Source organism: Cryobacterium sp. AP27, assembly GCF_056680495.1.
In genome coordinates, this window is sequence record NZ_CM155285.1 from 2,162,747 (window position 1) to 2,188,863 (window position 26,117).

Annotated in this window: 26 protein-coding genes, 1 tRNA gene and 1 other RNA gene; 15 read left to right on the top strand and 13 right to left on the bottom strand. The window is 66.6% G+C overall.

The features are described 5' to 3' along the window. The first annotated feature begins 47 nt into the window (after positions 1-47). From AC1MB9_RS10320 to AC1MB9_RS10340, 5 genes are all read left to right on the top strand, one after another. Entirely contained in the window at positions 48-1,331 is a 1,284-nt protein-coding gene (locus AC1MB9_RS10320; RefSeq protein ID WP_479961868.1) for an ABC transporter substrate-binding protein, read from the top strand. 122 nt (positions 1,332-1,453) lie between these two features. Further along, positions 1,454-2,440 (top strand): carbohydrate ABC transporter permease, encoded by a 987-nt coding sequence (locus tag AC1MB9_RS10325; RefSeq protein ID WP_479961869.1) that lies wholly within the window; start codon positions 1,454-1,456, stop codon positions 2,438-2,440. Beyond that, positions 2,437-3,279 (top strand): carbohydrate ABC transporter permease, encoded by an 843-nt coding sequence (locus AC1MB9_RS10330; RefSeq protein ID WP_479961870.1) that lies wholly within the window; start codon positions 2,437-2,439, stop codon positions 3,277-3,279. Before AC1MB9_RS10325 ends, AC1MB9_RS10330 begins: the two co-directional genes overlap by 4 nt. A 35-nt stretch (positions 3,280-3,314) precedes the next feature. After that, on the top strand, positions 3,315-4,736 hold the full coding sequence (locus tag AC1MB9_RS10335) for a GH1 family beta-glucosidase (RefSeq protein WP_479961871.1): 1,422 nt from the start codon (positions 3,315-3,317) through the stop codon (positions 4,734-4,736). 31 nt (positions 4,737-4,767) lie between these two features. Continuing rightward, the gene (locus tag AC1MB9_RS10340; protein ID WP_479961872.1) at positions 4,768-5,802 is read left to right on the top strand and encodes a LacI family DNA-binding transcriptional regulator; all 1,035 of its coding nucleotides are present in this window, start codon (positions 4,768-4,770) and stop codon (positions 5,800-5,802) included. 70 nt (positions 5,803-5,872) lie between these two features. Here AC1MB9_RS10340 and AC1MB9_RS10345 read toward each other — a convergent pair. Beyond that, a tRNA-Lys gene (locus AC1MB9_RS10345) sits at positions 5,873-5,948 on the bottom strand. Between the two features lie 116 nt (positions 5,949-6,064). Between AC1MB9_RS10345 and AC1MB9_RS10350 the strand changes: the two genes are divergently transcribed. Then, positions 6,065-6,901, top strand: coding sequence for an inositol monophosphatase family protein (locus tag AC1MB9_RS10350; protein WP_479961873.1), 837 nt, complete (start codon positions 6,065-6,067; stop codon positions 6,899-6,901). 55 nt (positions 6,902-6,956) lie between these two features. On the opposite strand, the gene AC1MB9_RS10355 is transcribed toward AC1MB9_RS10350, so the two are convergent. Continuing rightward, the gene (locus tag AC1MB9_RS10355) at positions 6,957-7,730 is read right to left on the bottom strand and encodes a trimeric intracellular cation channel family protein (protein ID WP_479961874.1); all 774 of its coding nucleotides are present in this window, start codon (positions 7,728-7,730) and stop codon (positions 6,957-6,959) included. Between AC1MB9_RS10355 and AC1MB9_RS10360 the strand changes: the two genes are divergently transcribed. The 5 genes from AC1MB9_RS10360 (at position 7,729) to AC1MB9_RS10380 (ending at position 11,665) form a co-directional block, all read left to right on the top strand. After that, positions 7,729-8,181 carry an RrF2 family transcriptional regulator gene (locus AC1MB9_RS10360; RefSeq protein WP_479961875.1) on the top strand — a complete coding sequence of 151 codons (453 nt, stop codon included), beginning with the start codon at positions 7,729-7,731 and terminating at the stop codon, positions 8,179-8,181. The two genes, AC1MB9_RS10355 and AC1MB9_RS10360, sit on opposite strands and share 2 nt — an antisense overlap. A 90-nt stretch (positions 8,182-8,271) precedes the next feature. Further along, complete coding sequence (locus AC1MB9_RS10365) at positions 8,272-9,450, top strand: globin domain-containing protein (RefSeq protein WP_479961876.1); 1,179 nt, start codon at positions 8,272-8,274, stop codon at positions 9,448-9,450. A gap of 68 nt (positions 9,451-9,518) precedes the next feature. Beyond that, positions 9,519-11,033, top strand: coding sequence for a CYTH and CHAD domain-containing protein (locus AC1MB9_RS10370; RefSeq protein ID WP_479961877.1), 1,515 nt, complete (start codon positions 9,519-9,521; stop codon positions 11,031-11,033). Between the two features lie 73 nt (positions 11,034-11,106). Next, positions 11,107-11,316: a hypothetical protein gene (locus tag AC1MB9_RS10375; protein WP_479961878.1), complete on the top strand. Its 210-nt coding sequence runs from the start codon at positions 11,107-11,109 to the stop codon at positions 11,314-11,316. 1 nt (position 11,317) lies between these two features. Continuing rightward, positions 11,318-11,665, top strand: coding sequence for a DUF1036 domain-containing protein (locus AC1MB9_RS10380; protein WP_479961879.1), 348 nt, complete (start codon positions 11,318-11,320; stop codon positions 11,663-11,665). Between the two features lie 13 nt (positions 11,666-11,678). Here AC1MB9_RS10380 and AC1MB9_RS10385 read toward each other — a convergent pair whose 3' ends face one another. The 7 genes from AC1MB9_RS10385 to prfB form a co-directional block, all read right to left on the bottom strand. Continuing rightward, entirely contained in the window at positions 11,679-14,366 is a 2,688-nt protein-coding gene (locus tag AC1MB9_RS10385) for a PEP/pyruvate-binding domain-containing protein (RefSeq protein ID WP_479961880.1), read from the bottom strand. A gap of 56 nt (positions 14,367-14,422) precedes the next feature. Further along, complete coding sequence (locus AC1MB9_RS10390) at positions 14,423-16,147, bottom strand: SulP family inorganic anion transporter (RefSeq protein ID WP_479961881.1); 1,725 nt, start codon at positions 16,145-16,147, stop codon at positions 14,423-14,425. A 154-nt stretch (positions 16,148-16,301) separates the two neighbouring features. Further along, positions 16,302-16,686, bottom strand: a transfer-messenger RNA (tmRNA) gene (gene ssrA / locus AC1MB9_RS10395). Positions 16,687-16,823: 137 nt separating this feature from the next. Next, the gene (gene smpB / locus AC1MB9_RS10400; RefSeq protein WP_479961882.1) at positions 16,824-17,300 is read right to left on the bottom strand and encodes an SsrA-binding protein SmpB; all 477 of its coding nucleotides are present in this window, start codon (positions 17,298-17,300) and stop codon (positions 16,824-16,826) included. 70 nt (positions 17,301-17,370) lie between these two features. Then, positions 17,371-18,285 (bottom strand): permease-like cell division protein FtsX, encoded by a 915-nt coding sequence (gene ftsX / locus AC1MB9_RS10405; RefSeq protein ID WP_479961883.1) that lies wholly within the window; start codon positions 18,283-18,285, stop codon positions 17,371-17,373. After that, on the bottom strand, positions 18,282-19,475 hold the full coding sequence (ftsE, locus tag AC1MB9_RS10410; RefSeq protein WP_479961884.1) for a cell division ATP-binding protein FtsE: 1,194 nt from the start codon (positions 19,473-19,475) through the stop codon (positions 18,282-18,284). The genes ftsX and ftsE overlap by 4 nt, the downstream gene beginning before the upstream one ends. Before the next feature lie 62 nt (positions 19,476-19,537). Next, on the bottom strand, positions 19,538-20,650 hold the full coding sequence (gene prfB / locus AC1MB9_RS10415) for a peptide chain release factor 2 (protein ID WP_479961885.1): 1,113 nt from the start codon (positions 20,648-20,650) through the stop codon (positions 19,538-19,540). 78 nt (positions 20,651-20,728) lie between these two features. Here prfB and AC1MB9_RS10420 point away from each other — a divergent pair, with 78 nt between their 5' ends. Genes AC1MB9_RS10420 through AC1MB9_RS10435 form a run of 4 tightly spaced genes read left to right on the top strand, consistent with a single transcriptional unit; the run spans position 20,729 to position 23,692 of the window. Continuing rightward, a complete protein-coding gene (locus AC1MB9_RS10420) occupies positions 20,729-21,970 on the top strand; it encodes an MFS transporter (RefSeq protein WP_479961886.1) in 1,242 nt (413 codons plus the stop codon). Between the two features lie 30 nt (positions 21,971-22,000). Beyond that, positions 22,001-22,534 (top strand): GNAT family N-acetyltransferase, encoded by a 534-nt coding sequence (locus AC1MB9_RS10425; RefSeq protein WP_479961887.1) that lies wholly within the window; start codon positions 22,001-22,003, stop codon positions 22,532-22,534. Positions 22,535-22,589: 55 nt separating this feature from the next. Next, a complete protein-coding gene (locus tag AC1MB9_RS10430) occupies positions 22,590-23,033 on the top strand; it encodes a nitroreductase family deazaflavin-dependent oxidoreductase (protein ID WP_479961888.1) in 444 nt (147 codons plus the stop codon). 2 nt (positions 23,034-23,035) lie between these two features. Continuing rightward, on the top strand, positions 23,036-23,692 hold the full coding sequence (locus AC1MB9_RS10435; protein ID WP_479961889.1) for a pentapeptide repeat-containing protein: 657 nt from the start codon (positions 23,036-23,038) through the stop codon (positions 23,690-23,692). Positions 23,693-23,718: 26 nt separating this feature from the next. On the opposite strand, the gene AC1MB9_RS10440 is transcribed toward AC1MB9_RS10435, so the two are convergent. The 4 genes from AC1MB9_RS10440 to AC1MB9_RS10455 form a co-directional block, all read right to left on the bottom strand. Next, positions 23,719-24,606 carry an EamA family transporter gene (locus AC1MB9_RS10440; protein ID WP_479961890.1) on the bottom strand — a complete coding sequence of 296 codons (888 nt, stop codon included), beginning with the start codon at positions 24,604-24,606 and terminating at the stop codon, positions 23,719-23,721. 77 nt (positions 24,607-24,683) lie between these two features. Beyond that, positions 24,684-24,965: a hypothetical protein gene (locus AC1MB9_RS10445; protein ID WP_479961891.1), complete on the bottom strand. Its 282-nt coding sequence runs from the start codon at positions 24,963-24,965 to the stop codon at positions 24,684-24,686. A gap of 220 nt (positions 24,966-25,185) precedes the next feature. Next, on the bottom strand, positions 25,186-25,629 hold the full coding sequence (locus tag AC1MB9_RS10450) for a pilus assembly protein TadG-related protein (RefSeq protein ID WP_479961892.1): 444 nt from the start codon (positions 25,627-25,629) through the stop codon (positions 25,186-25,188). Next, a complete protein-coding gene (locus AC1MB9_RS10455) occupies positions 25,626-26,066 on the bottom strand; it encodes a hypothetical protein (protein ID WP_479961893.1) in 441 nt (146 codons plus the stop codon). Before AC1MB9_RS10455 ends, AC1MB9_RS10450 begins: the two co-directional genes overlap by 4 nt. Positions 26,067-26,117: the final 51 nt, after the last annotated feature.

Below are 26,117 nucleotides of genomic sequence, written 5' to 3' on the forward strand. Positions count from 1 at the left end.
GCATCGAGAGAGAGCGCTCTCACATTCCACTACACGCACACAAGGGAGTGACCGTGAAGCGTTTCCCGCGCACCACACTTGCAGCAACCGTCGCCGGAGCAGCAACCTTCGCACTGGTTCTGAGCGGCTGTTCGGCCGGCTCCGGCTCGGAGCAGTCCTCGGACGGAAAGGTGAAACTGACCGTCGCCACGTTCAACGAATTCGGCTACGACGACCTCTTCGCCGAGTACGAGGCCGCGAATCCGAACGTGACCATCACGCACAAGAAGGCGGCCACCTCCAACGCGGCCCGCGACAACCTCACCACCCGCCTCGCCGCCGGCAGCGGCCTGAGTGACGTCGAAGCAATCGAGGTCGACTGGCTGCCCGAGCTCCTCGAGTACTCCGACCAGTTCGCCGACCTGTCCGCGGTCGACGTCAAGGATCGCTGGCTGGACTGGAAGTCTGAAGCGGCCACCGACGCCGACGGTCGCCTGATCGCCTACGGCACCGACATCGGCCCGGAGGCCGTCTGCTACCGCTCCGACCTGTTCGCCGCGGCCGGCCTTCCCACCGATCGCGCCGAAGTTGCCACGCTTCTCGGTGACAGCTGGGACAGCTATTACGCCGCCGGCGAGAAATTCACCGCCGCCGGCGCTACCACGCCGTGGTTTGACTCCGCTGGGGCAACCTGGCAGGGCGTCGTCAACCAGATTCCCAACGCCTACGAGAAGTCCGATGGAACGGTCATCGCCACCGAGAACCCCGAGGTGAAGAAGGCATACACGAGCGTTCTCGCTGCCAGCAGCACCCTGTCGGCGCACATGAGCCAGTGGAGTGACGACTGGACCGCGAGTTTCCAGAACGACGGCTTCGCCACGATGCTCTGCCCGGGCTGGATGCTCGGCGTCATCTCCGGTAACGCCGAAGGCGTCACCGGCTGGGACATCGCCGACACGTTCCCCGGCGGCGGCGGCAACTGGGGCGGTTCGTACCTGACTGTTCCCAACCAGTCCGAGCACCAGGAAGAAGCCACCAAGCTCGCCGCGTGGCTGACCGCCCCGGAACAGCAGCTCAAGGCGTTCGCGTCGAAGGGCACGTTCCCGAGCCAGGTAGACGCCCTCAAGAGCGATGAACTGCTCGGCGCGACGAACGAGTTCTTCAACAACGCACCGACGGGCGAGATTCTGGCCAACCGCGCCGCGGCCGTCGACGTGACGCCGTTCAAGGGAATCAACTACTTCCCGATCAACGACGCGATGCAGCAGGCGCTCACCCGAGTCGAGGACGGCACCATGACCGCCGACGAGTCGTGGGACCAGTGGGTCTCTGACGTGAAGGCGCTCGGCTAACCAGCCGCCGTGCGGTCTGAAGCTGTCGGGGTCACTCGACCCCGACGGCCTCAGCCAACGACTGCGGAGAAGACCCCGGTCTCCCCCCGCTCGACTACAGAACACAGACGCAAGGATTATCCATGACTACCGCCGCCGCCGTCGAGGTCAATGCCCGCAGCATCCGTCGCATCGCCCTTAGCCACACGCTCAGCCGCTGGGATGTGCGCTTTTCGCCGTACCTCTACATCTCGCCGTTCTTTCTTCTCTTCGGCGTGATGGGATTGTTCCCCCTGCTGTACACGGCGTGGGTGTCGCTACACGACTGGGACCTCATCGGTGGCCAGGGCGACTTCGTCGGCCTGGAGAACTTCGTCACCGTTCTCTCGCAGCCCTACTTCTGGACATCGCTGCGCAACACGTTCAGCATCTTTTTGCTCTCGAGCATTCCCCAGGTCATCGCGGCCATCGCCATTGCCGGGGTACTCGACTTCAACCTGCGCGGCAAGACCTTCTGGCGCATGGGCGTGCTGCTCCCGTACGTGGTGGCGCCGGTTGCAGTCGCGCTCATCTTCAACGACCTGTTCGGTGACCGCTACGGCCTCATCAACAGCGGCATCATGAGCCTCGGGCTGGAGCCCATCCGCTGGCACGTTGACGTGCTCCCCAGCCACATGGCCATCGCCACGATGGTGAACTTCCGCTGGACCGGCTACAACACCCTCATCTTCCTGGCCGCCATGCAGGCGGTCCCCCGCGACTATTACGAGGCCGCCATCATCGACGGTGCCAACCGACTGCGCACCTTCTGGTCGATCACCATTCCGCTGCTGCGCCCGATCATCATCTTCGTCATTCTGACCTCCACGATCGGCGGCCTGCAGATCTTCGACGAGGCCCGCATGTTCGACCAGGCCGGCCAGGGCGGGGCCAACCGGCAGTGGCAGACGCTCACGCTCTACATCTACGAACTCGGTTGGGGCCAGCGCAACTTCGGCCGGGCCTCCGCCGTGGCGTGGCTGCTGTTTCTGATCATCATCGTCATCGCCATTCTCAACTTCGTGATCACCCGGCGCATCGCCAGTTCCGCCGATCGCAAGATGCGCATCCGTTCGAAAGGCATCTCATGAGTAAGCGCATCATCGGCGGCCACGACCGCCGGCCCGGAATCTGGGTCTACGGAATCCTGATCGCGGTACTGCTCGGGTCGGCCTTTCCGATCTGGTGGTCCTTCCTGATCGGCAGCCAGGATGCCGCGGCGCTGAATAAAAACGGCATGATGTGGATCCCGGGCGGCAACTTCCTGGCCAACGCGGCGACCGTCATCGACAGCATCCCGTTCTGGAAGGCCCTCGGCAACAGCATCATCGTCTCCACCGCCGTCTCGCTGAGCGTCGTGACCTTCTCCACCCTGGCCGGCTATGCCTTCGCCAAGCTGAAGTTCCGCGGACGGGAGGGACTGCTCATCTTCGTGATCGCGACCATGGCCGTTCCCACCCAGCTGGGCATCGTGCCCCTCTTCATCATCATGGCCAAGCTCGGCTGGACCGGCAGCCTCTGGGCCGTCATCGCACCCGCCATGGTCACCGCGTTCGGTGTGTTCTGGATGACCCAGTACCTGCGCGATGCCCTGCCCGACGAGCTGATCGAGGCCGTGCGCGTGGACGGCGCCTCCATGATCCGCAGCTTCTGGCACATCGGTCTCCCGGCCGCCCGCCCGGCGGCCGCGATGTTGGCCCTGTTCACGTTCATCGGAACCTGGACCAACTTCTTCTGGCCCTTCATCGTGCTCGGCCCGGGAAACCCCACCCTCCCCGTGGCACTGCAGCAACTGCAGGCCGCCTTCTACGTCGATTACTCGCTGGTGCTCGCCGGCGTCGTGCTGTCGATCATCCCGCTGATCGTGGTCTTCATCTTCCTCGGCAAGCAGCTCGTCGCCGGCATCATGCAGGGCGCGGTCAAGGGATGACAAACGCACACGCAACTCTCACGAAAGAAATCAACATGAACACAACGGATGCACGCTCCTTCCCCCGCGAGTTTCTCTTCGGCGCCGCCACGGCCGCGTACCAGATCGAAGGCGCCGCTCACGAAGACGGGCGCACCGACTCGATTTGGGACACCTTCAGCCGCGTCCCCGGCGCCGTGATCAACGACGACAACGGAGACGTGGCCTGCGACCACTACCACCGCTACCAGGGCGACGTGGCGATGATGAAAGACCTGGGCCTGCAGACTTACCGGTTCTCTACGTCCTGGTCCCGGGTGCAGCCGGACGGCGGACCGGTGAACCGGGACGGCGTCGACTTCTACTCCCACCTGGTCGACGAGCTGCTCGGCGCGAACATCAAGCCATGGCTGACGCTGTACCACTGGGACCTGCCGCAGGCGCTCGAGGAGAAGGGCGGCTGGGCCAACCGCGACACCGCCCTGCGTTTTCGGGACTACGCCCTCAACGTGCACGACGCGCTCGGCGACCGCGTCGGCGTGTGGACGACCCTCAACGAACCGTGGTGCTCCTCCTTCCTCAGTTACACGGCCGGCGTGCACGCACCCGGACGGCAGAGCAAACGCGACGGCCTCGCCGCCGGGCACCACCTGCTGCTCGGCCACGGGCTCGCCATCGAAGCGCTCCGGGAACGCGACGCCGACCTCGAGCTGGGCATAACGCTCAACCTCACCGTGGCCAAGCCGGTCGACCCGGCGAGCGCGGGCGACCGTGATGCCGCGCGCCGCATCGACGGCCAGTTCAACCGTTTCTTCCTCGACCCGATCTTTCGAGGCGCCTACCCCGACGACCTGCTCGCGGATGTGGCCGGTCTCGGACTCGAGGACCACATCCATGACGGCGACCTCGCCCAGATCAGCCAGCCCATCGACACACTCGGCGTGAACTATTACCACGGCGAGCTGCTCAGCGACCGGCCGGCGAAGCATCCGCTTGTCGGAGAGGCGCCCACCGGCCGACCCACCGGTTCCCCGTTTCCGGCCGCCGACGGCGTGTACAACCACCCGCAGGGGCTGCCACTGACGGCGATGCAATGGGAGGTGCAGCCCGACGGGCTGCGCGAGCTCCTGCTGCGCGTGAACACCGAGTACGCTGCCCCGGCCGGAACCAGCGTCTACGTCACCGAGAACGGCGCGGCCTACGACGATGTCGTCGCCCCCGACGGCGGCGTGCACGACGGTGAGCGCACGGCGTTTCTCACGAGCCATTTGGGCGCCGTCCTCGACGCGATCGATGAGGGCGTCGACGTCAAGGGCTACTTCTACTGGTCTCTGATGGACAACTACGAGTGGGCGTGGGGCTACGAGAAGCGGTTCGGGATCGTGCGCGTCGATTACGCGACGCAGGAACGCACCGTGAAAGACAGCGGGCTCGCCTACGCCGACATCATCCGCTCCCGCGTCCTCCCCCGCGGCTGACAGCCGCGGCGGGCGCAAATAGACTGAGCAGATGACTATCGGTGTGCGCCAGACGCGTCCCTCGCAGCCGACCCTGGAGATGGTGGCGGAGGAGGCCGGCGTGTCCCGCGCCACGGTGAGCCGGGTGGTGAACGGGTCGCCCAAGGTGCGGGCGGACATCGTCGCCGCGGTTACGGCGGCCGTCGAACGACTCAACTACGTGCCCAATCGCGCGGCCCGCTCGCTCGCCAGCCACCAGACCCAGGCCGTGGCGCTCGTGGTGCCCGAAGACATGACCCGGTTTTTCGGAGACCCGTACTTCGCCGCCGTCGTACAGGGCATCACCCGGCGCCTCGACGAGAGCGATTACACGCTCAACCTGCTCGTCGCGTCGAGCGATCCCCGGCACAAGACGATGCGCTACCTGCGCTCGGGCAACGTCGACGGTGCGCTGATCATCTCGCACCACACCGGTGACGATTTCGTGGCAGAACTCGAAACCACGATGCCGGTGGTGTTCGGTGGCCGGCCGGCGACGATCACGGGCACGAACACGTACTTCGTCGACGTCGACAACGCGGCCGGCGCCGAAACGGGCACCCAGCGGCTGATCGACATCGGCCGGCGCCGAATCGGCTCGATCACCGGCCCCCTGGACATGCCGGCCGGCATCGACCGACTGAGCGGTTTTCTCCGCACCCTGGAACGCGTCGGAATGCCAACGGATGCCGTCGAATCCGCCGACTTCACGGCTGCCGGCGCGGCGGCCGCGACCGCACGGTTGCTCGAGCGGTACCCCGACGTCGACGGGCTGTTCGTGGCGAGCGACCTGATGGCCACCGGCGCACTGGCCGTGCTGCACGCACGCGGCCGCTCCGTCCCGCGGGACGTGGCCGTCGTGTCATTCGATGACAGCCCCGCGGCGACGTCCGGTCCGGTGCAGCTCACCACGGTGAGCCAGCCCTCGGACGAGATGGGTTTCGCGATGGCGGACATCCTGCTGCGCCGACTCGCCGGCGACACGGACGACCAGGTGCCGCTCCGTACGATCATGCCCACCCGCCTGGTACTGCGCGACTCCGCGTAGGCGAGCCGGCGAGCACACAAAAAAGGCCCGAACCGCGCTCTGCGCGATTCGGGCCTTGCTTGTCGTAGCGTGGTGCACCCCCCCGGACTTGAACCGGGAACCCACTGATTAAGAGTCAGTTGCTCTGCCAATTGAGCTAGAGGTGCGTGTTATTTCTGCAGGGCGACCTGCGGGAACGTTCAACCCTAACACCCCAAATAGTCCGGGCGCCAATCGAGACGCCGCCCGCGTGTCCTGCCTCAGAATTACTATCCTAGAGAGCGTGACCGACGCCCAAACTACGCCCGAAACCTTCTCTTTGGCCCAGGACCTGCAGCTCGCCCTGGACCTCGCCGATGCCGCCGATGCGATCTCTCGGGCCCGCTTCACCGCGCTCGATCTGGTGGTGACCACGAAGCCCGACCGCACCCCGGTAACGGATGCCGACCAGGCCGTCGAACGAGCCATCCGCGACCTGCTCGCCACGCACCGCCCGGCCGATGGAATCCTCGGCGAGGAGTTCGGCACCGCCGGCTCCACGCAGCGGCAGTGGATCATCGACCCGATCGACGGCACGGCCGGCTTTCTGCGCGGAATCCCTATCTGGGCGACACTGATCTCCCTGGCGATCGACGGCGTCCCCTCGGTCGGAGTCGTGAGCTCCCCCGCCCTCGGCAAACGCTGGTGGGCCCACCTCGGCGGCGGTGCCTGGTCCACGGACGAACGCACGCCCGACGCCGCGCCCACCCGGCTGCAGGTGTCCGGCGTGGATTCGCTCGCCGCGGCATCAATCAGCTACAACAGCATTCAGCAGTGGGACCAGGCGGGGCACCTCGACTCCCTCGTGAGCCTGTCGCGCCAGGTGTGGCGCACCCGCGCCTACGGCGACATGTGGTCGTACATGCTGCTCGCCGAGGGGCACCTCGACATCGTGGGCGAGTTCGACCTGCAACCCTACGACATGGCCGCGCTCGCCCCGATCGTGCAGGAGGCCGGTGGCATGTTCACGTCGGTGAGCGGCGAACCGGGCGTCTGGCACGGAAACGCCCTGGCCACCAACGGTCTGCTGCATGAGGCCACGCTTGCGGCGCTCAACCCGGCGGCCATCGCGCCGCAATAGACGCGGTTCGCAACCCGGGCGGACAGGAAAGCGGGCGGGCAGGAAAGCGGTGGCGCTATTCGAGGTCGAAACGCCGTTTAGCGCTGCGGCGACGCTCGCGCCAGGCCCGCGGATTGATCAGAAAGATCGGTTTGGGAATGCGGAGGGCGTAACCGGTGGGCAGCACCCACCCGTAGCGGCGCGCGAGAAGCGACAGCACCGCGCCACTCAGAATGGCCACCGCCGTGCCGAGCGCCACAAACCCGAGCTTGCTCATGATCACCATTTCCACGCTCGCGAGCACTGCGCTCGTGGCATACAGCGTGTTGCCACCGAAGATGGTGGGCACCTTGAGCAGCATCACGTCGCGCACCATGCCACCACCCACCGCCGTGGTGATGCCGAGAAGAATCGCCGGCAGCCAGCCGAGGTTGGCGTCGAGTGCCTTCTGCACGCCCACGGCCGACCAACATCCCACGGCGAGCGCGTCGAGCAGCATCAGCAGGCGCCGGGACCACCGCCCGTTGAAGGTGACGAAGTAGGCGATCACCCCTCCGAGAACCGCCGTGATGAGATACGCCGAGTCGGTGAGCGCCGCGGGCGGTCCCTGCTGCAGCAGCGTGTCGCGAATAATGCCGCCGCCGAGGCCCGACATAATGGCCAGAACGACGAAGCCCACGATATCGAGGCGAGCGGATCGGGCCGCGACACCGCCGAGGATGGCGTTGGCGAGCACCCCGGCGAGGTCCACAAAACGGATTACCTCAAATATCGCCCCGGAGTCCATCGTCACCTGCGCTATTCTCCCGCATTCGGGGCCCGCCCGCACTCGGCCGTAGTCTGAGGTCATGCGAATCACCGCCTTTTCGGATGTCTGCCTGCGGGTGGTCATGGTACTGGCCGCCGAGCCCACCCCGGCGCTGGTCACCAGCCGTACCATTGCGGAGGGCGTCGCGACCCCGTACAACCACGTGACCAAGGCCATCAGCCGGCTGCGTGAACTCGACATGGTCGATGTGGTGCGGGGTCGCACCGGGGGCGTGCAGATCAGCGCGTTCGGAAGAACGGCCACGGTGGGATGGCTGCTGCGCCAGCTCGACACCCGCCTCGACCTCGCCGGCTGCGAAACCCACGCGGGCACGTGCCCGCTCATTGCCGGTTGCCAGCTGCGCGGCGCGCTGCGCCGCGCGCGTGAGGCCTTCTACAGCGAGCTCGACGACCTCGTGATCGCGGATATGTTGCACAGCCGCACGTCCGGCCCGGCGCCCGTCACGCTGCTCACCCGAGCGTCCGGGACTTAAGACCCCAATTTCTACATATCGTAGAACTAGGCCCGTAATTCGGCATATGAAATGTTACTTTTGGGATCGTCCCCACACAAAGGAGTCCCCATGCTTTCGGTCCAGTCGGTACCCATCATCGAAGCCACCCTCCCCATCGTCGGCGAGCGGATGCCCGCCATCGCGAAAAACTTCTACCACCGCATGCTCACCGCCCACCCTGAGTTGTTCGACGGGCTGTTCAGCCGGTCCAACCAGAAGAACGGCACCCAGCAGCAGGCCCTGGCCGGCAGCGTCGCCATGTTCGCGAGCCACCTCGTGCAGAATCCCGACAGCGCCCCCGAGATCATGCTCTCCCGCATCGCGCACAAGCACGTATCGCTCGACATCCGCCCCGAGCAGTACGACATCGTCTACAAGTACCTGTTCGAGGCCATCGCCGACGAACTGAGCGACGTCATCTCCGCCGAGATCGCCGACGCCTGGACCGAGGTGTACTGGCTCATGGCCCACGCCCTGATCAAGCAGGAAACGGAACTGTACGCCGGGCTCGCCAGCCCGAAGGCCCTCAACCCGTGGACCGTCACCAAGAAGGAAGCGGCCGGCACGGACGCGCTCACGTTCACCCTGGTTCCCGCCGACGACACCCCCGTGTCCGCGTCGAAGCCCGGTCAGTACGTGAGCGTCACGGTCATGATGCCCGACGGCATCCGCCAGGTTCGCCAGTACACCCTCTCGGCCGGTACCGGCACGGACGTGCGCGTTTTCACCACCAAGCTCGACTCCGACGGCGAGGTCTCCCCCGCCCTGCACCGCGACGTGCAGGTCGGCGACCAGCTCACGCTCTCCCACCCCTGCGGCGACGTGACCCTCACCGAAGACGACGGCCCGCTCATCCTGGCCTCCGCCGGAATCGGCTGCACGCCGAGCGCGTCGATTCTGCGCTCGCTCGCCGACGCCGGCTCGAAGCGTGAGGTTCTCGTGCTGCACGCCGAGAGCACCATGGAGCGGTGGGCTCTGCGCGACCAGATGAACGCCGACGTCGCCCACCTGGGCGACGCCACCATGCAACTGTGGCTGGAGAAGCCCACCGAGGAGTCGCACGCCGGCTTCATGTCCCTCGACGGTGTGACCCTGCCGGCGAACGCGTCCATGTACCTGTGCGGGCCGCTGCCATTCATGCGCAAGATCCGTTCGCAGGCCCTGGCCTCTGGCGTGCCGGCCAAGCACATTCACTATGAGGTCTTCGGCCCGGACCTGTGGCTCGCCGGAACCGACCCGGCCGCGTAACGCGTGCGACCGGGGCATCGGTGCCGGAGAACATCCCCACCGGCGGAGCCCCGGCGATAGGCTAACGTGTGGACACTTCCAGCGGACGTGAGATTGAACTGAAGTTTGACGTCGACGAGCAGGCGACGCTGCCGACGCTGCGGAATCTGCCGGGCGTGAAGACCGTCGAGCCGCCGACGGAGCATCACCTGGAGGCGGTGTACTTCGACACCGAGAGCCTCGTACTCGCCGCCCACCACATCACCCTGCGGCGTCGCGCCGGCGGCGACGATGCGGGCTGGCACCTCAAGTTGCCGATCGACGCCGGTGAGCGGCAGGAGATCCACGCCCCGCTGACCGGGGACTCCGCCACGGTGCCCGAATCGCTCGTACGCCTCGTGCGGGTGCACGTGCGCGACCGCCCTCTCGTGGCGGTCGTGCTGCTGCGCACCCGGCGCATCGTGCACCGGCTCCGCGGACTCGACGGCGAGGCCCTGGCCGATGTCTGCGACGACCGCGTGGAGGCCGACCGGCTCGTGCCGAGCCCCCAGCATGCGGCCTGGCGTGAATGGGAGGTCGAGCTGGTCGACGGCCCGGCTTCCCTGCTCGACGCGAGCCGCGAGCTGCTCGCCGCCGACGGCATCCGCCCCTCGGTGCATGCCTCCAAGCTCGGGCGGGCGCTCGGCGACGGCTTTCCGGCTGAGCCGGCCGGCGTTCCGGCGGCCACCTCGTCCGGCGCCGCGGCCGGAGTTCTGCTTGCCTACACGCACGAACAGGTGTCCGCACTCACCGAGCAGGACCCCCGAGTGCGTGAAGACGAGCCCGACGCCGTGCACAAGATGCGAATCGCCACCCGCCGCCTGCGCACCGCCCTCGCCACGTACGCTCCCCTGTTCACCGACGAGCAAGCCACCACCCGGCTGCGGGCAGAACTGCAATGGCTGGCGCGCTCGCTCGGCCGCGCCCGAGACGAGCACGTGCAGGAAGCCCGCCTGCTGAAGCTCATTGCGAAGGAGCCGGCCAAGCTGCTGCTCGGTCCGGTCGCCGAACGCGTTGCCGCGCAGTTCGCGGACCGAACGGAGGCCGCCCGAGGCGATCTTCAGTCGGTGCTCGACGGCACCCGCTACTTTCGACTGCTCGACGAGCTCGACGAGCTACTCGCGGCGCCACGCTTTACCAGGCTCGCCTATGCCTCGGCGCGCACGGTGGTGCCCGGCCTGCTCGCGCGCGACTGGAAACGCGTGCGCACCGCGGTACGCGCGGCCAAACATGTACCGGCCGGCCCGGAGCACGACCGCGCCCTGCACGAGGTGCGCAAGAGCGCGAAACGCCTCCGCTACGCCGCAGAAACGGCCCTGCCCGTGCGGCGCAAAAGCGCCAAACGTCTGGCCGCCGACGCACAAAAGCTGCAAAGCATCCTCGGCGAGCACCAGGACAGCGTGATCGCCCGTGACCTTCTGCTCACCCGCTTCACCGAGCAGGCGCACCGCAACGGCGAGCCCACCTTCAGCTATGGTCGCCTGTACACCCGGGAGGAGCTTCGGGCAGCGGATGCCGTGGCGCGTTTTCACCGCGCCTGGAAAGCCTTCTCCCGCCCCGAATAACGTCCCGGTAACGCAGCGCGGAGTTCACTGTCACTGGCCAGAGGGGCCACGTGAGAGAAGGAGCAAAACGCTGATGGCGAGTGGGCAAGAATACGTGCGTGTGGACCCGGTCGAAGACTTCGGCGGTCCGGACGTAGACACATCGGCACGCTTTGGGCAGGACGAAGCGGCATCGGGTCAGGAAACGGACTCCGGCTCGCCCGAAGGACTGGACGACACGGTCCGGCGCGACCGGGCGCATCCGCGCGACACGGCCTCCGCCGAAGAGCGACGGGAGAGCTGACATGTTTGCGTTCTGCAACAGGTACTCGAGAACCGTCTGGGTCATGTTCGAATGGCACCACCCTAACTGCAGCGACGGAGGCAACTGGGAGAAGAAGGGATGGTGGCGCATCGAGCCGGGTCAAACCTCGGTGGTGTACGGCGGTGACCTCACAGCGCTGAACGCGTGCTCGTACTACTACGCGCACGCTGCTGACGGGGCTGAGTGGGCCGGCGAATTCACGGAGTTCGTTCCGCCGCGGGTGTTCGACTGGTGCATCAACACAAGTTCGACCGACTCGCGCCGGGTGGGCATGCGCGAGAAGTGCACGGGGAACTTCAACAATTTCACGGTGAACCTCACGGGCTGAGCAGTATGCACCCCTAGCCGAGGGTGACCGTTCCGGCGGCCCCGTCAACGGTCACCCGCTGACCGGTGACGATGCGCAGGGTCGCATCGGCCACACCCACCACCGCCGGGATGCCGTACTCCCGAGCGACCACGGCGCCATGCGAGTTGGAACCGCCCATTTCCATCACAAGGGCGCCGGCGGTGAGAAACAGCGGCGTCCAACCGGGGTCGGTGGACGGTGCCACCAGAATCTCCCCCGGTTCGACGTGGGCGCCCACCGGATCGAGAATCACCCGCGCCAGACCGGTGATCGTGCCCGATGATGCGGGGCTGCCCAGCAGCGTGTTCGGATCGTTGTGGTGCGCCGTCCCCGGCAGGGCTTCCGGCTCGGTGCCGTCGGAGAGCAGCACCCGGGGAACGTGACGGCGGCGCATCTCCCGTTCGTAGTCATCGCGCCGCTCCTCGATTCGCGCCCGGACGTCTTCCCCGCTGTGCACGGCGAGCCGCGCCTCGCCGAGGTTCAGCCAGAAAACATCCGTGGCGGCGGCGAGCAGCCCGCGGTCGACGAGTTCCCGACCCACCAGCAGGAGCTGGCCGCGTGCGGCGCCGATCATGTGCACGATGTAGTTCTTGGGCAGTTCCCGCTGCCCGCACAGTAACCGCGCCCGGCGCAGCGCGGCGTGCACGAGCACCCCGCGCAGCCACCCTCTGCGCCGAGCCGTGGCCACGAGCCTCGCGACGGTGGCCTCCGCCGCGGTCGCGCCGGCCTCAAACTGACGGTCGGGCGCGAGCTCGGGGTCGCTCAGCCGCAGGTAGTTGGCGACCATCCCCACGATATGCGTGGGGTCCTCGCTCCAGCGAGGCATGCCGATATCAATCTCGGCGACGGCCCGGTGCCCATAGCGGGCGAGGAACAGCGTCACCGCGTCGTGTGCCGCGTGCGGCAACGTGCCCTCCTCGTATTCCTCCGCCAATTCCCGTACGGGCGCGGCCTCGAACCGCGCGAGGGACGCCTCGTCACGGCGAATCGTCTGCGCGACGGACCACAGCGCCAGATCCATTTCGGTGGTCACGTTGTGGGGCAGCCCGCGCAGCACGCCCTGCAGGTCCCCCGGCGCCGCGGACGCCCCGAGCAGCGAGCGCGCGGCGGCCAGCATGACGAATCCCGCCACCGCCACCGGCAAAACGGACGGAACCAGGGGAAAGATGCTGCCGAGGATGCGTTCGGCGTGGTCCAGTCGTTCCCGCGGCGTGGACCCGGGCGGTATCGTGCAGAGCTGTTCCAACACCTCCCCCACCTGCTCGGCCCGCCGCAGCGCCGCCTTCGGGAAGAGCACCGCACGCACGAGAATCGGGACCGCACCGATGCGGGCGGCCACGCGCACGAAGCGCTTCACCACGGGGAAGGGCGACCGGCCGGTAACCAAGAAGCGCGGATCGGCACCGACGGCAGCGAACACGACCGCAGACCGTGCCTCCATCACTCCGAGGGCCCGGCCGATCATCTCGCGGCCGATGCGGCTGCGCAGCATCGGCGTCACGTCCAGGAACATGCGCTGGCCGATCTCGGTGTACGCGCCGGGGCCGTTTCGGGGATCGGCCACGACGACCCCGCCCATCCGTGCCATGGAGGATGCGATCACCCGAAAACCTGCGCGACCCATCGGCGTGATCGGGCGGGTGAGGCCCTGGGCGAGACTGAGGCACAGGTAGGCACGCGGACCCGGATGGCTCGAGGTTCGGGGTGCTCGCGGGTACAGCGTGGTCACCGGCCGGGATTGCGTCACCCACAACATCCCGTCGGCGTCGATGGCCCATTCCACGTCTTGCGGTGCCGCGAAGTGCTGCTCGATCCGGCGCCCCAGGGCCGCGATCGCGCGTACCTGCGCGTCGTCCAGGCAGGCCGCCCCGGAGCCCTCCTGGTCGACCTGTTCGGTGCCGCCGCCCGGCATCGACCGCACGGATGATCGCCGGTCACCGGGCTGCCGTGAACGAATGGTCCCGGATTCGCTGGCCACGACGAAATGATCTGGGGTCACGAGGCCGGATACCACGGCCTCGCCGAGGCCTTCGCTCGCGTCGATCACCGTCTCCCGGCGTCGACCGGTCACCGGATTCGCGGTGAACATCACGCCGGCGACGGATGCCTGCACCATGCGCTGCACGACGACGGCCAGTGCCACGTCACGGATGCCGTTCTGCGCCCGGTACACCACCGCCCGGTCGGTGAACAGACTGGCCCAGCAGCGACGCACCGCCTCCACCACCGCGTCGCCGCCCACCACATTGAGGAACGTGTCCTGCTGGCCGGCGAAGCTCGCCGTCGGAAGGTCCTCGGCGGTCGCCGACGACCGTACCGCCACGGGTTCGTCCGTGCCCCAGCGCGCATAGGCGCGCCGCACGGCCTCGTCGACCGAGGCGGGAACCGCGCTCGCCAACACGATGGCGCGGGCCTCGCCGGCGAGCCGAGTGAGGTGGGGAACATCGTCGATGTCCGTTGCACGCAGGGCCTGCAGCACGGGGTCGAGCGCGGTGGTGGCGGCGCTGAGCCGGTACGCATCCGTGGTCAGTGAGAAGCCGGGCGGCACGGCGAACCCGGCCCGGATCAACACTCCGAGGTTGGCGGCCTTGCCGCCCACCAGCGCGAGAGCATCGGCATCGACCCGGTCCAGATCAACCACGAGCAGCCGCTCCTGGCCTGGCGTTTCAGTACTGTGCATGGTTCTCCACCCTGGGCCGCTTGGTGGCGCCAGACTAGCACCGGGCCTTTCACGGCTCAGGCGTCATCGTCCCAGTCGGTGCCCTCGAGGTCGCCGCGCAGGGTTCCGGTCGCCGCGTCAACCGCGGCGCCGACGGTTCCGGCAAATCGCTCGGGCCGAAACCGGTCGCCCAACCCGTACTCCCGGAGCGTGTCTTTCACGGGCCCCTTCATCTCGGCGAAGATGAGGGTGATGCCGTGGGATGCGAGAAAATCGTCGAGTGCAATGAGCTCGTCGATCGCGGTGGTGTCGATTTCGGTGATGGGTTCGGCGGCCAGAATGACGGTGTGGATCCCGTCCCCGGCGCCGGCGACCGTGGATCGCACGAAGTCATCGAACATGCCGCCGTTGGCGAAAAACAGCGGGGCGTCGAAGCGCACGATGACGAGGCCCGGGAGCCGCTCGCCCTCCGGGTGCCTGGCGAGATCGTGGTAGCCGCGCACGCCGCTCACCCGGCCGAGCTCGGCGCGGTACGGGCGCCAGGCATGGGCGATGAAGGCACCGAGGGACAGCACGATCGCCACGACGATTCCTTCGATCACCCCCACGGCGAGTACTCCGGCGAAGGACGCGAGCGACAGGGCGGCCTCGATCTTGCTCATTCTCACGAGCGCGAAGAATCCGCGCACGTCGACGAGGCCGGCCGCAGCGACGATCACTACGGCGGCGATGACGGCCGAGGGCAGGTACGCGGTCAAGCCCGGCGCGAGCAGCATGAAGGCCACGATGAGCAGCGCTCCGACCACGTTCGTGAGCTGCGACCGCGCCCCCGCCTGCTCGGCAACGGGAGTGCGTGAGGACGAGGCGCACACCGGAAACCCGCCGAGCAGCCCGCCGGAAATGTTGGCCAGACCGACGGCCGTCATCTCCTGGCCGCCGTCGACGCTCTCGCCCCGTCGCGCCGCGAACGAGCGCGAAATCACGGCCGTGTCGGCAAAGGCGATCAGGGCGATGCCCAGCGCCGGCACGACGAGGGCCCCCACGTCGCTCCAGCGGAGGCCGCCGAGTTCCGGCGCCGGGATTCCCTGCGGCAGCGCCCCGACGACGGGAAGGTCATTCTGCAGACCCAGCACCGCCGTGAGCGTCGTTGCGCCGACGACGGCCACGATGACACCCACCACGCGGGCCTTGCGCCACGCCAGCACGACAATGACCAGCAATGCGCCGAGGCCGATCAGCGTCGCGGTCAGCTGCACCTCGCCGGCGGCGATGCCCCGGGCGACGCCGACCGCGGTTCCGACGGGGGTATCGGCCGTCACCTGGAAACCCAGAAGTGCCGGCAGCTGCGACATGATCACCAACACCGCGAGCGCGTTCAGGTAACCGACCCGCAGGGGCTTGGACAGCAGGTCCGTGATGAACCCGAGGCGCAGAATGCCGCCAAGGAGCAGGATCACGCCGACCATGATCGCGAGCAACCCGGCGAGGGCCACGGCCCGATCACCGTCCCCGAGGGCGAGCGGCACAATGGCCACGGCAATGATCGGCGCCAGGGCCGAGTCCGGGCCCAGCACGAGAATGCGTGACGGACCGAACACGGCGTAGGCGAGCAGCGGAATGATTGTGGCGTAGAGACCGGCCTGCGGCGGAAGGCCGGCGACCTTGGCGTAGCCGATGCCCACCGGGATGAGCAGCGTGGTGAGCACGACGCCCGCACGCAGATCCGGAACGAGCCACGCGCGCTGGTAGCTGCGTGCCGTGTCGATCCCCGGCACCCAGCGCCGCAGCATCCTGGCAGCCAACCCATTCCTTCCCGGCACGTCGGTGCGCCCCAAAGTACCAGTCGGCGGGACGGTGGGACAGTGGGCACGCACAAGGCCCGGAACGATAACGTTCCGGGCCTTGTGTTGCCGGCTTGCGCCTGCTGGCAATTCAACTGCGTGTGACAACCACCAGTGGTGGAGATGCGGGGAATTGAACCCCGGTCCACTGTTGTGGTCATATGCCTTCTACGGGTGTATCCAGTGAAATCGCTTTCTCGGCCCCGGAATTTGCCACTGGCATCTACTCCGACAGGCCCAGCCTTCGTTTAAGTCCCTCTACACCCCGGGGCTCAGTGTAGAAGCAATCTCTCTAGCTGACGTCAGGATCCGGGTAGAGAGCATTCCCAGTCTGACGGTCTCAATGTGGTTCTACTTAGGCCGCGAGGGCGAAAGCGGAACGCGAGACAGTGCGGTTTGAATTGGCACTTATTGTTTTGCAGAGATCGTTTACGAGATAACCCTGCATCCTCGACCCGCTTCTCATAATTGCGCAAACAATGTCGAAACCGATCATCCCCATGAAGAGGTGGTTGTCACACGCTGTTGAATTACCAAACTGCTTTCGCAGTCCTTAACTCTACCGCACGCACGGCTCTACCGCACGCACGGCTCTACCGCACGCACAGCTCTACCGCACGCACGGCCGTGGCACCAGTTAGTCGCCCAGGTGGCGACGGGCCGACATCGCGCGATCCGACTCACGCTTGTCCTGGCGTTCCCGCAGGGTCTGACGCTTGTCGTATTCCTTCTTGCCCTTCGCTACCGCAATCTCCACCTTCGCGCGACCGTTCGAGAAGTAGATGCGCAGCGGAACGAGCGTGTAGCCGCCCTCTTTCGTCTTATGGCTGATCTTGATGATCTCCTGCTTGTGCAGCAGGAGTTTGCGCTTGCGCCGGGGCGGGTGGTTCGTCCAGCTGCCGCCCGAGTACTCGGGAATGTGCACGGCATCGAGCCACATCTCGCCGCCCTCAATGAAGGCATAGCCGTCGATGAGTGAGGCTCGACCGGCGCGCAGCGACTTCACCTCGGTGCCGCTCAAGACCATTCCGGCCTCGTACGTGTCACCGATGGAATAGTCGTGGCGCGCCTTGCGGTTGGACGCTACAACTTTCTCGCCACTTTCCCTGGGCACAATTTCTCCAATACGTGAGCGGCCCGCGTGTGCGGGGCAGCCCATCAGTCTAGCGCGAGCAGGCCCGGGGCTAGACCTTGAGGTAACGCGTGATCGCGAAGTTGGCCGAGAACGCGGCCAGGACCGCACCGACCACCAGCAGAATCGGCACCACAAGCGCCGCATCGTCCATGCCAACGAGTGAGAATCCGGTGAGTCTTATCCCGAGGTACCCCTGCACGAAGAAGTGCACGATGCCCACGATGGCACCGCCGGCCAGTAGCGAGCCCAGAAGAGCCGCGAACACGCCCTCAAGAATGAACGGGGTCTGAATGAACCGGTTCGACGCTCCGACGAGCCGCATGATGCCCAACTCGCGCCGCCTCGAGAATGCCGACAAGCGGATGGTCGTGGCGATGAGCAGCGCCGCCGCCACAAGCATGAGCCCCGCGATCCCGATAGCGGTGTAGCTGGCGACGTTGAGCACGGAGAAGATTTGGTCCAGGTACTTGCGCTGGTCAGCCACGTTCTCGACACCGGATTGGCCGGACAGGCTCTCCACAAGCACGTCAGACTGCGAGGGGTCGTTCAGGTTCACCCAGAACGTCTGGTTGAGCTGGTCCGGGGACACATAGTCGGCGACCGGGTTGCCCTTGAACTGCGTCTGGAAGTTCTCGAACGCCTGATCGTGGGTCTCGAAGTAGTACTTGTCCACGAACGGCGCGAGGGTCGGGGACTTCAGCTGGTCCTCGACCGCGTCGATCTGCTCCTGGGTTGCTTCGCCCCCGGTGCACGTCTCACCGGACGACACGTCGGTGCACATGTAGATGCCCACCTGCGCCTTCTCGTACCAGAAGTTCTTCATCTGGCCGATCTGCATCTGCATCAAAATGGCGGCGCCCACGAAGGTGAGGGAGATGAACGTGACGAGCACGACGGAAACCACCATGGAGGCGTTGCGGCGGAGGCCGTTCGCTGCCTCAGAAAGTACGAGTGCGAGTCTCATCGGGTGGGGCCTACGTTCTGCTCGCCGGTTTGGTCGGGTTTCTCACCCGGGGCACGAAGTCCGAGCTTCTCGGCCAGGGTGAGCTGTTCGGGTGCGTCGTGCTGGGTAACCGGCAGAATCGGGCGCGTCATGGCGGGGACGGTCTCGTCGGCCGCGGTCTCGTCGTCGGCGGGTTCCTCGGCGCCGTCGGCGGGCGGGGAAACGGCCGGTCGATCGAAATCAGACAGACGTGCCGGCTCGGGAGCCGGCGCGGGGACGGGTTCCGGCACGGGGACGGGCTCGGGCTCGGGCTCGGGGACAGGTTCCGGCGCGGGGACGGGCGCGGGCTCGGGCTCGGGCGTGGTCTCCGGGTCACGCGCCACCGGGGGCGCCGGTGGGAAGAACATCGCCTCGCGGGACGGTGCCTGGGTTGCGACCGCGGGGGGTGCCAGCACGGTGTCCGTGTGCACGGGGGCGGCGAACCCGGGAGCCACGGGATGCGCCGCTCCGGGAATGGTCGGGATCGCAGCCGTGGCGTATCCGCCCTCACGCTCGTCGCGCACGATCGTGCCGTCCTCGAGTTCAATCACTCGACGCTGCATTTTGTCGACGATGCCGGCCTCGTGGGTGGCCATGATCACCGTGGTGCCGCCGGCGTTGATGCTCGCCAGCAGGGCCATGATTTCGGCACTCGTGGTGGGGTCGAGGTTTCCCGTCGGCTCGTCGGCGAGCAGGATCTGCGGTTTATTCACAATGGCTCGGGCGATCGCCACACGCTGCTGCTCGCCTCCGGAGAGTTCGTGCGGCAGGCGAAGCGCCTTTTCGGCCAGCCCCACCATCTTGAGCGTGTCGGGTACGGCTTCCTGGATGAAGCCGCGGGACTTGCCGATCACCTGCAGGCTGAACGCCACGTTGTCGAAGACGTTCTTGTTCGGCAGCAGGCGGAAGTCCTGGAACACCACACCGAGGTTGCGGCGAAAGTAGGGGACCTTGCGGTTGGAGATGGAGCGCAGGTCGTGGCCGAGCACGTGAATGCTGCCGCTGGTGGGCTTCTCTTCCTTCAGCACGAGGCGCAGACAACTCGATTTTCCCGAGCCGGACGCGCCAACAAGGAACACGAATTCGCCGCGAAGAATCTCGAGGTCGACAGCGTTCAGGGCCGGTCGGGTGGTACCGGGATACTTCTTGGTGATGTGATCAAATCGAATCATGGCCTCTTGAGCCTAGGCAGGCCACAGCCGATTTGCCACAGCGACATACCTATTGCGCGCTATCAGTCCTGAGGCGCCCGTTTGCGCCAGCGGATGCCCGCGGAAATGAAGCCGTCCAGGTCACCGTTGAACACGCTCGTAGGGTTGTTGACTTCGTGGTTCGTGCGAAGGTCCTTGACCATTTGGTACGGCGCGAGCACGTAGCTGCGCATCTGGTCGCCCCAGCTCGCCGTGATGTTTCCGGCGAGTTCCTTCTTGGTCGCCGCTTCCTTCTCGCGCTCGAGCAGGAGCAGCCGGGACTGCAACACGCGCATGGCCGCGGCGCGGTTTTGAATCTGGCTCTTCTCGTTCTGGCAGCTCACCACTGTTCCGGTGGGAAGGTGGGTGATGCGCACCGCGGAGTCGGTGGTGTTCACCGACTGGCCGCCGGGACCGCTCGATCGAAAAACGTCGACCCGAATGTCATTGTCGGGCACGTCAATGGATTCGGTCTGCTCGATCAAGGGAACGACCTCGACCGCCGCGAACGACGTCTGGCGTTTTCCGGCCGAGTTGAACGGGCTCATGCGCACGAGCCGGTGGGTACCGGCCTCCACGCTCAGGGTGCCGAAGGCGTAAGTGCCGTCAACTTCAACGATGGCCGATTTGATGCCGGCCTCTTCGGCGTAGCTGATGTCGAGCACGCTCGTACGGTAGTCGTGCTGTTCCGCCCAGCGCAGGTACATTCGCAGCAGCATCTCGGCGAAGTCCGCGGCATCCACTCCCCCGGCGCCGGCGCGAATGGTGATGACGGCGTTGCGCTCGTCGAACTCGCCATTGAGCAGGGTCTGCACTTCCAGCTCGCCCAGCAGCTTCTGCAGGCTGGCAAGTTCGGTCGCCGCCTCATCGGCCGAGTCCTGGTCTCCCTGGCCCTCATTGGCCATCTCGACCAGCAGCTCGAGGTCGTCGAGGCGTGAGTCGATGCTCTCGATGCGCTTGAGGGAACTCTGCCGGTGGCTAAGGTCGCTCGTGACCTTTTGCGCGTGTTCGGTGTCGTTCCAGAGGTCGGGTGTACCGGCCTCGTCGCTGAGCTCGGCGATGTCGGCGCGCAGCCGTTCAACGTCGACCACCGAACGAATATCGCCAAAAGTGGTCCGCAATGCGGCGATCTGCTCCGAGAAGTTCAAGTCAATCATGTCGGGCTCCAGCCTACCCGGCCCGGTTGGCGCGCGAACCGGCGGTTTCCCGGCGGGGCAGGCGTAGCATCGACACCGATGAGTAACGCCGAGCGCCCCTTCAGCCTGCGGTCGGTCGCCTTGGCTGCTTTTCTGCCGACCCTGCTCTTCTCGGTCGGAGAGGGCGCGATCATCCCGCTGATTCCGCTCGTGGCCAATGATCTCGGTGCCACCCTCGCCGTTGCCGGCTTCATCGCGGCCATGATCATGCTCGGCGAACTGGTGGGCGATATCCCGAGCGGAGCCATCGTCTCCCGCATCGGCGAGCGCAACGCCATGCTGTGGGCGTCGCTGCTCACCATCGTGTCCGTGCTCGTCTGCCTCGTGGCGCCCAACCCGTGGGTGCTCGGGGTCGGCATTTTTCTCATCGGCATCGCCACCGCCGTCTTCGCCCTCGCCCGGCATGCCTTTATGGCGAGCTACGTGCCGCGCGTGTACCGGGCGAGAGCGCTCTCCACCCTCGGCGGTGTTTTTCGCGCCGGCTGGTTCATCGGCCCGATCCTGGCGGCCGGGCTCATCTATGTCACCGGGTCGACCCGATCGGCGTTCTGGCTGTTCATCGCGTGCTCGCTGGGCGCGGCCGTCATCCTGTTTCTGCTGCCCGACCCTGCTGCCACGTTTGGCGAACGCCCCGCCCGCGGTCCTGCCGCGGTCGGCCTGCCCGCCACCCTGCGCGCCCCCGGGCTGTTCGCCACCATTCGCGACAGCAGCGCGGTACTCGTACGTTTGGGCACCGGCGCCGCTCTCGTCGGGGCAATGCGCGCCAGCCGTACCGTCATGCTCCCGCTCTGGGCGGTGAGCATCGGCATCAGCGCGCCGCACACCGCCCTCATCATCGGCATCGCGGGCGGCATCGACTTCGCCCTGTTCTACGTGAGCGGCCAGATCATGGACCGGTTCGGGCGGCTGTGGAGCGCCGTGCCGTCCATGGTGGGTCTCGCCGCCGGTCATCTCGTGCTCGCCCTCACCCACGATCTGCCCACGAACGTGGAATGGTTCATCGGCATCGCCATGTTCCTCTCCCTCGCCAACGGCATCGGAAGCGGGTTGCTCATGACGCTCGGCGCCGACCTGGCGCCCCAGATCGGTCCGGCCGCGTTCCTCGGGGCCTGGCGGTTCACCGCGGATGCCGGCAGCGCGGCCGCTCCGCTGACCATCGCCGGCCTGACCGGAGTCGCGACGTTGTCCATCGCCAGCGGAGCCATGGGCGTGCTCGGCCTTGTGGGGGCCATACTTCTGTATAGGTATATTCCGCGCTATGCTCCCCACCGGCCTCGATAGCCGCCCGTTCCGCCAGCGATAGGCATTCCCATGCACCTGCTCCGCACCGATCGGCTGTTGCTGCGGCCGTGGACTGTCACCGACGCGGATTTTCTTCTGGATGTCTACTCGCGCTGGGACGTGCAGCGCTACATCGGCGTCGTGCCATGGCTGATGACCTCCATCGATGATGCCTTCGATCGCCTCGCGGCCTGGCGGCTCCTCGACGACGGCGTGCGCGGCGTCTGGGCGGTGACCGAGTCCGACAGCGGCAAGCTGCTCGGGACAGTTCTGCTCAAGTACATTCCGGCGTCCACCACGAATGTGGACGGTGATCGGGCAGGCGACACGGAGATCGGCTGGCATTTTCATCCGGATGAGTGGGGCAAAGGCTGCGCGAGCGAGGCGGCATCCGCAGTCTTGCGGCACGCCTTCGCGCACGGTCTAGACCGGATCGTGGCGGTGACCAACCCACACAACCTGGCATCGCAGCGAGTGTGCGAACGCATCGGCATGCGCCACGAGGGCGTGACCGACGCCTACTACGACGCGCGGTGCGAGCTGTTCGTCGCGACGGCCGCCTGAACCGGCGGAATAGGGCCGGCGGAATAATGCCGACGCTCACGCTGTTCGCTCCGGTATGCCCCTCATTGGAGAATACGAAGCAAGCACGGCCCAGTGGGTGCGTGACCAGGTGGACCTCTATGAAAGTTCCGGAGGAGCCCAAGGCACCACGCTGCGCGGCATGCCCGTTGTGGTGCTGACGACGCTCGGCGCGAAGTCCGGCAAACTGCGCAAGGCACCACTCATGCGTGTGGAGTACGAGGGCAGCTACGCCGCCGTCGCGTCCCTGGGCGGCAGTCCTAAAAACCCGGTCTGGTACGCGAACGTGGTGAATCACCCCATCGTGGAGTTGCAGGACGGCACGCAGAAGTGGGACATGACGGCGCGTGAAGTGACCGGCGACGAGAAGTCCCAGTGGTGGGAGCGCGCGGTTGCGGCGTTCCCCGACTACGCGGACTACCAGGCCAAGACGGAGCGAACGATTCCGGTGTTCGTACTCGAACCCATCGTCGCTGACTAAGCGTGGCGCGTTCGCGCCTCCGCGGCGCCACGATCGACCCGATTCGGCTGCATGATCTCGCCGACAACGATGGATCGCAGCTGCAACGCGGTGACGACCGGGAAGCCGAACGGTTCAGCGGCTGCGACCTGACCGCGCGCGACCTCACCGGCGCCTCGTTTCGCGAGTGTGAGTTCGTGGGCGTGACGTTCACCGAAACGAAACTGCGCGGCGTGACGTTCTCGGAGGTGCAGGCCAGAGACCTGCACGCTCCCGTGTTCAGTGCCCCCCGCTCCACCTGGCGTGACGTGCGCGTCGACCATGCGCGTCTCGGCTCGGTCGAGGCCTACGAGGCGCAGATGCGTTCGGTGCACATCGACGGGTCCAAGCTCGACTTCGTCAACCTGCGCAGCGCCACCCTCACCGATGTGCTCCTCTCCAATTGCATCATCGACGAGCTCGATCTCGGCGGCGCGTCCGTGCAGCGGCTGGAGCTGCAGAACTGCCATATCGGCACGCTCGACGTGAATGGTGCCAAGCTCAAGGACGTGGACCTGCGTTCGAGCGAGTTCGGTGCCGTCCACGGCCTCGAGGGACTCCGCGGCGCCACGATCGACGACGCGCAGCTGTCGCTGCTGGCACCGCTACTCGCCGCGCACCTCGGCATCCTCGTGGAGTAGCGCGCCGCCGTCCCCTCGCGGTTCCGCTAGGGGACGGCGGTGGCCGTGAGCTCGAGGTCGGACCGCGGACGATCCTCACGCTGGGTCGCGACGGCGGCACCGGCGGCCACACACACCACCAGGATGGCGATCTGCTGCTGCAGCGTGAACGATTCGCCGAGCACGAGCGCCCCGAACCCCGCGGCGATCACCGGGCCGAAACTCGTGATGATCGCGTACAGGCGCGGGGTGATCCGGCGGAGGATGTACGTGTCGACCGTGTACGGGAACGCCGACGACAGCACGCCGATGAGTGCCAGCAGGCCGATGACGCCCCAGTCGAGGCGGCTGAAGTCCACGGTGACGAGAGCGAGCGGCACCACGAGGGCCAGGCTGACGAGGCTCGCAATCGTAATTCCCTCCAACCCCGGAAACTCGGCGGCGACGCGCCGGGTGAGCAGGATATACGCGGCCCATGCCGCCGCCGCGGTGAGCGCGAGCACGATGCCCAGCAGACTGAGCGTTCCGTCCGACCAGGTGAGTAGAAACACGCCGCCGCCTGCCGCCATGGCAAACACGAAGTCGAGGGGACGACGGGACGTGGCCAGGGCCAGGGCGAACGGGCCGAGGAACTCGATCGTCGCCGCCACGCCGAGTCCGAGCAGGCCGACGGCCTGGTAAAAGGTGACGTTCATGATGGCGAGCACGACACCCAGCGCGAGTGCCGGCCACACGCGGCGCCAGCTGAGACTCGACAGCTTGGGCCGGTAGAACGGCAGAATCACACAGACCATCACGATCTGGCGCGCGGCGACAACGACCGGTGATCCCACGACGGGAATGAGCAGGCCGGCCAGGCTGGAGCCGAAGTTGATGCTGACCTCGGTGGCGATTTGGGCGCCCGCGCCATTCAATCGGTCGCGTTTGTCGCTCACCGCACGTCCTCCCCTGCACCGGGGAGGTGCGCTATCGAGCGTAGTGGCTACGGGCGAGTGCGGTGAGGCATCCGTTTCTAGTCGGGGAGGGGGATGAAGCTGTACTCGCTCGTGAGGTGTTCCTTCTTGCAGATGCCGCAGTACAGCACCCCGGAATTGCGCATGGCAACGACCCGTGAGGAACACTGGATGACCTTGGGGCCGCAGCACGGTGAGATGACCATGTAGCTGCCGGGCTCGGCCGGGTCGTGTCCGCTGAGGCCGCGGTCGTGATGCACGCCCTCGCAGGGAAAATTAGTGTCAAAATCGAGCAGTTCGACAATCTCAACGTCGAGAACTGCATCCAATAGCGGATTCATGAAGTGAAACGGTCCGTCCAGGAGGGGAGCCGCGCGGTGGCACATAACACCCGCTGGCGACCACACCGGATGAGCGACGACGAAGCGTCGGTACACCAACCAGGGTCCGGGGCTGGAATGGAATTAGGAACACACAAAAAGAAAAATGCTCCTTACAAAATAAGAAGCAACAATGCCAAGTACGCGTTCTGTGCAGCATACACCAGAATCATCAGAATTGTTACCACATGACCGAGCGGGCAACCACGGTCACCTCGACGGGGATGCCGTCGGGGACAAAAAGGGTCAGGACGGGTGGCCTCCACCAGGCGCTGAGCGACACGGTGGCGCTGTGACCATCGCTTGACAGAGCCTGAGACATGGTCAGGCCCTCGAAGTCTTCGTGCGGCAGGGCGAGGTAGTCGGCGACGGCGCCCCGCACTTCGGCGGCGTCGAGGGCGCGGTCGGCGTCGGTGGTTCCCCGTTCGATCGCGCCGAATTGGAAGGCCTCCGCCCCGGCGAGCGCCGCGCCGTCTGCGAGGGTGAACAGGCGTTTGCGTTCCAAGTACAGGGACGTCGCGGCGACGACCACGAGGATGAGCGCGAGCGACACGAACCCGTAGAAGATGGTGAGCAGCAGGGTGGAGCCTTCCTCGTTTGCCGCGCCGAGGTCGCGGCGGGTCATCGCGTGCCCCAGAAGCGCGACACAACACGCGTGGCGGTGGCCTCCAGCGGGATGCTCGCCGCTCTCGGCAGCGCGAGCAGGTCGGGCACGAGCGGCAGCGTGACCCGAATGCGCACGGTGACGGTGACCGCGCTCTGGCGGGTGAGGCATCCGCCGGCGGGAGCCGTGCAATCGATGACCACGGCAGCGGCGTCCGGGTCGAGGCCGTAATCCATCAGGGCGAAGTGCACGGCGCGGGCGGCCCGCTCGTTGGCGGTCTCCTCATCGGGCGAGCCCACGTAAACCCGCGCGGCCTGCCGCGCCGCGCCCTCGACCGCGAGCGACCCGCCCTGCAATGCCGACATTGCGACAACCAGATAGACCAGCGGTACCAGCAGGATCATGCCGGCGGTGATGAATTCAAGTGCGGCGGAGCCGGATTCGGAATCGTCGGCCACGAGGCTCCGGGCCGCCTGGGCCCGCCTCGACCGCAGGAGTCTCAGGTGGGA

Bases quoted from the DNA above. Each gene is read 5' to 3' on its own strand.
- AC1MB9_RS10360 (WP_479961875.1), top strand. From the start codon at position 7,729: ATGCGAATCACCGCCTTTTCGGATGTCTGCCTGCGGGTGGTCATGGTA.
- AC1MB9_RS10450 (WP_479961892.1), bottom strand. From the start codon at position 25,629: ATGACCCGCCGCGACCTCGGCGCGGCAAACGAGGAAGGCTCCACCCTG.
- ftsX (WP_479961883.1), bottom strand. From the start codon at position 18,285: ATGAGACTCGCACTCGTACTTTCTGAGGCAGCGAACGGCCTCCGCCGC.
- AC1MB9_RS10380 (WP_479961879.1), top strand. From the start codon at position 11,318: ATGTTTGCGTTCTGCAACAGGTACTCGAGAACCGTCTGGGTCATGTTC.
- AC1MB9_RS10375 (WP_479961878.1), top strand. From the start codon at position 11,107: ATGGCGAGTGGGCAAGAATACGTGCGTGTGGACCCGGTCGAAGACTTC.
- AC1MB9_RS10330 (WP_479961870.1), top strand. From the start codon at position 2,437: ATGAGTAAGCGCATCATCGGCGGCCACGACCGCCGGCCCGGAATCTGG.
- AC1MB9_RS10340 (WP_479961872.1), top strand. From the start codon at position 4,768: ATGACTATCGGTGTGCGCCAGACGCGTCCCTCGCAGCCGACCCTGGAG.
- AC1MB9_RS10355 (WP_479961874.1), bottom strand. From the start codon at position 7,730: ATGACCTCAGACTACGGCCGAGTGCGGGCGGGCCCCGAATGCGGGAGA.
- AC1MB9_RS10335 (WP_479961871.1), top strand. From the start codon at position 3,315: ATGAACACAACGGATGCACGCTCCTTCCCCCGCGAGTTTCTCTTCGGC.
- ftsE (WP_479961884.1), bottom strand. From the start codon at position 19,475: ATGATTCGATTTGATCACATCACCAAGAAGTATCCCGGTACCACCCGA.
- AC1MB9_RS10365 (WP_479961876.1), top strand. From the start codon at position 8,272: ATGCTTTCGGTCCAGTCGGTACCCATCATCGAAGCCACCCTCCCCATC.
- AC1MB9_RS10385 (WP_479961880.1), bottom strand. From the start codon at position 14,366: ATGCACAGTACTGAAACGCCAGGCCAGGAGCGGCTGCTCGTGGTTGAT.
- AC1MB9_RS10425 (WP_479961887.1), top strand. From the start codon at position 22,001: ATGCACCTGCTCCGCACCGATCGGCTGTTGCTGCGGCCGTGGACTGTC.
- AC1MB9_RS10420 (WP_479961886.1), top strand. From the start codon at position 20,729: ATGAGTAACGCCGAGCGCCCCTTCAGCCTGCGGTCGGTCGCCTTGGCT.
- AC1MB9_RS10430 (WP_479961888.1), top strand. From the start codon at position 22,590: ATGCCCCTCATTGGAGAATACGAAGCAAGCACGGCCCAGTGGGTGCGT.
- AC1MB9_RS10325 (WP_479961869.1), top strand. From the start codon at position 1,454: ATGACTACCGCCGCCGCCGTCGAGGTCAATGCCCGCAGCATCCGTCGC.
- AC1MB9_RS10445 (WP_479961891.1), bottom strand. From the start codon at position 24,965: ATGAATCCGCTATTGGATGCAGTTCTCGACGTTGAGATTGTCGAACTG.
- prfB (WP_479961885.1), bottom strand. From the start codon at position 20,650: ATGATTGACTTGAACTTCTCGGAGCAGATCGCCGCATTGCGGACCACT.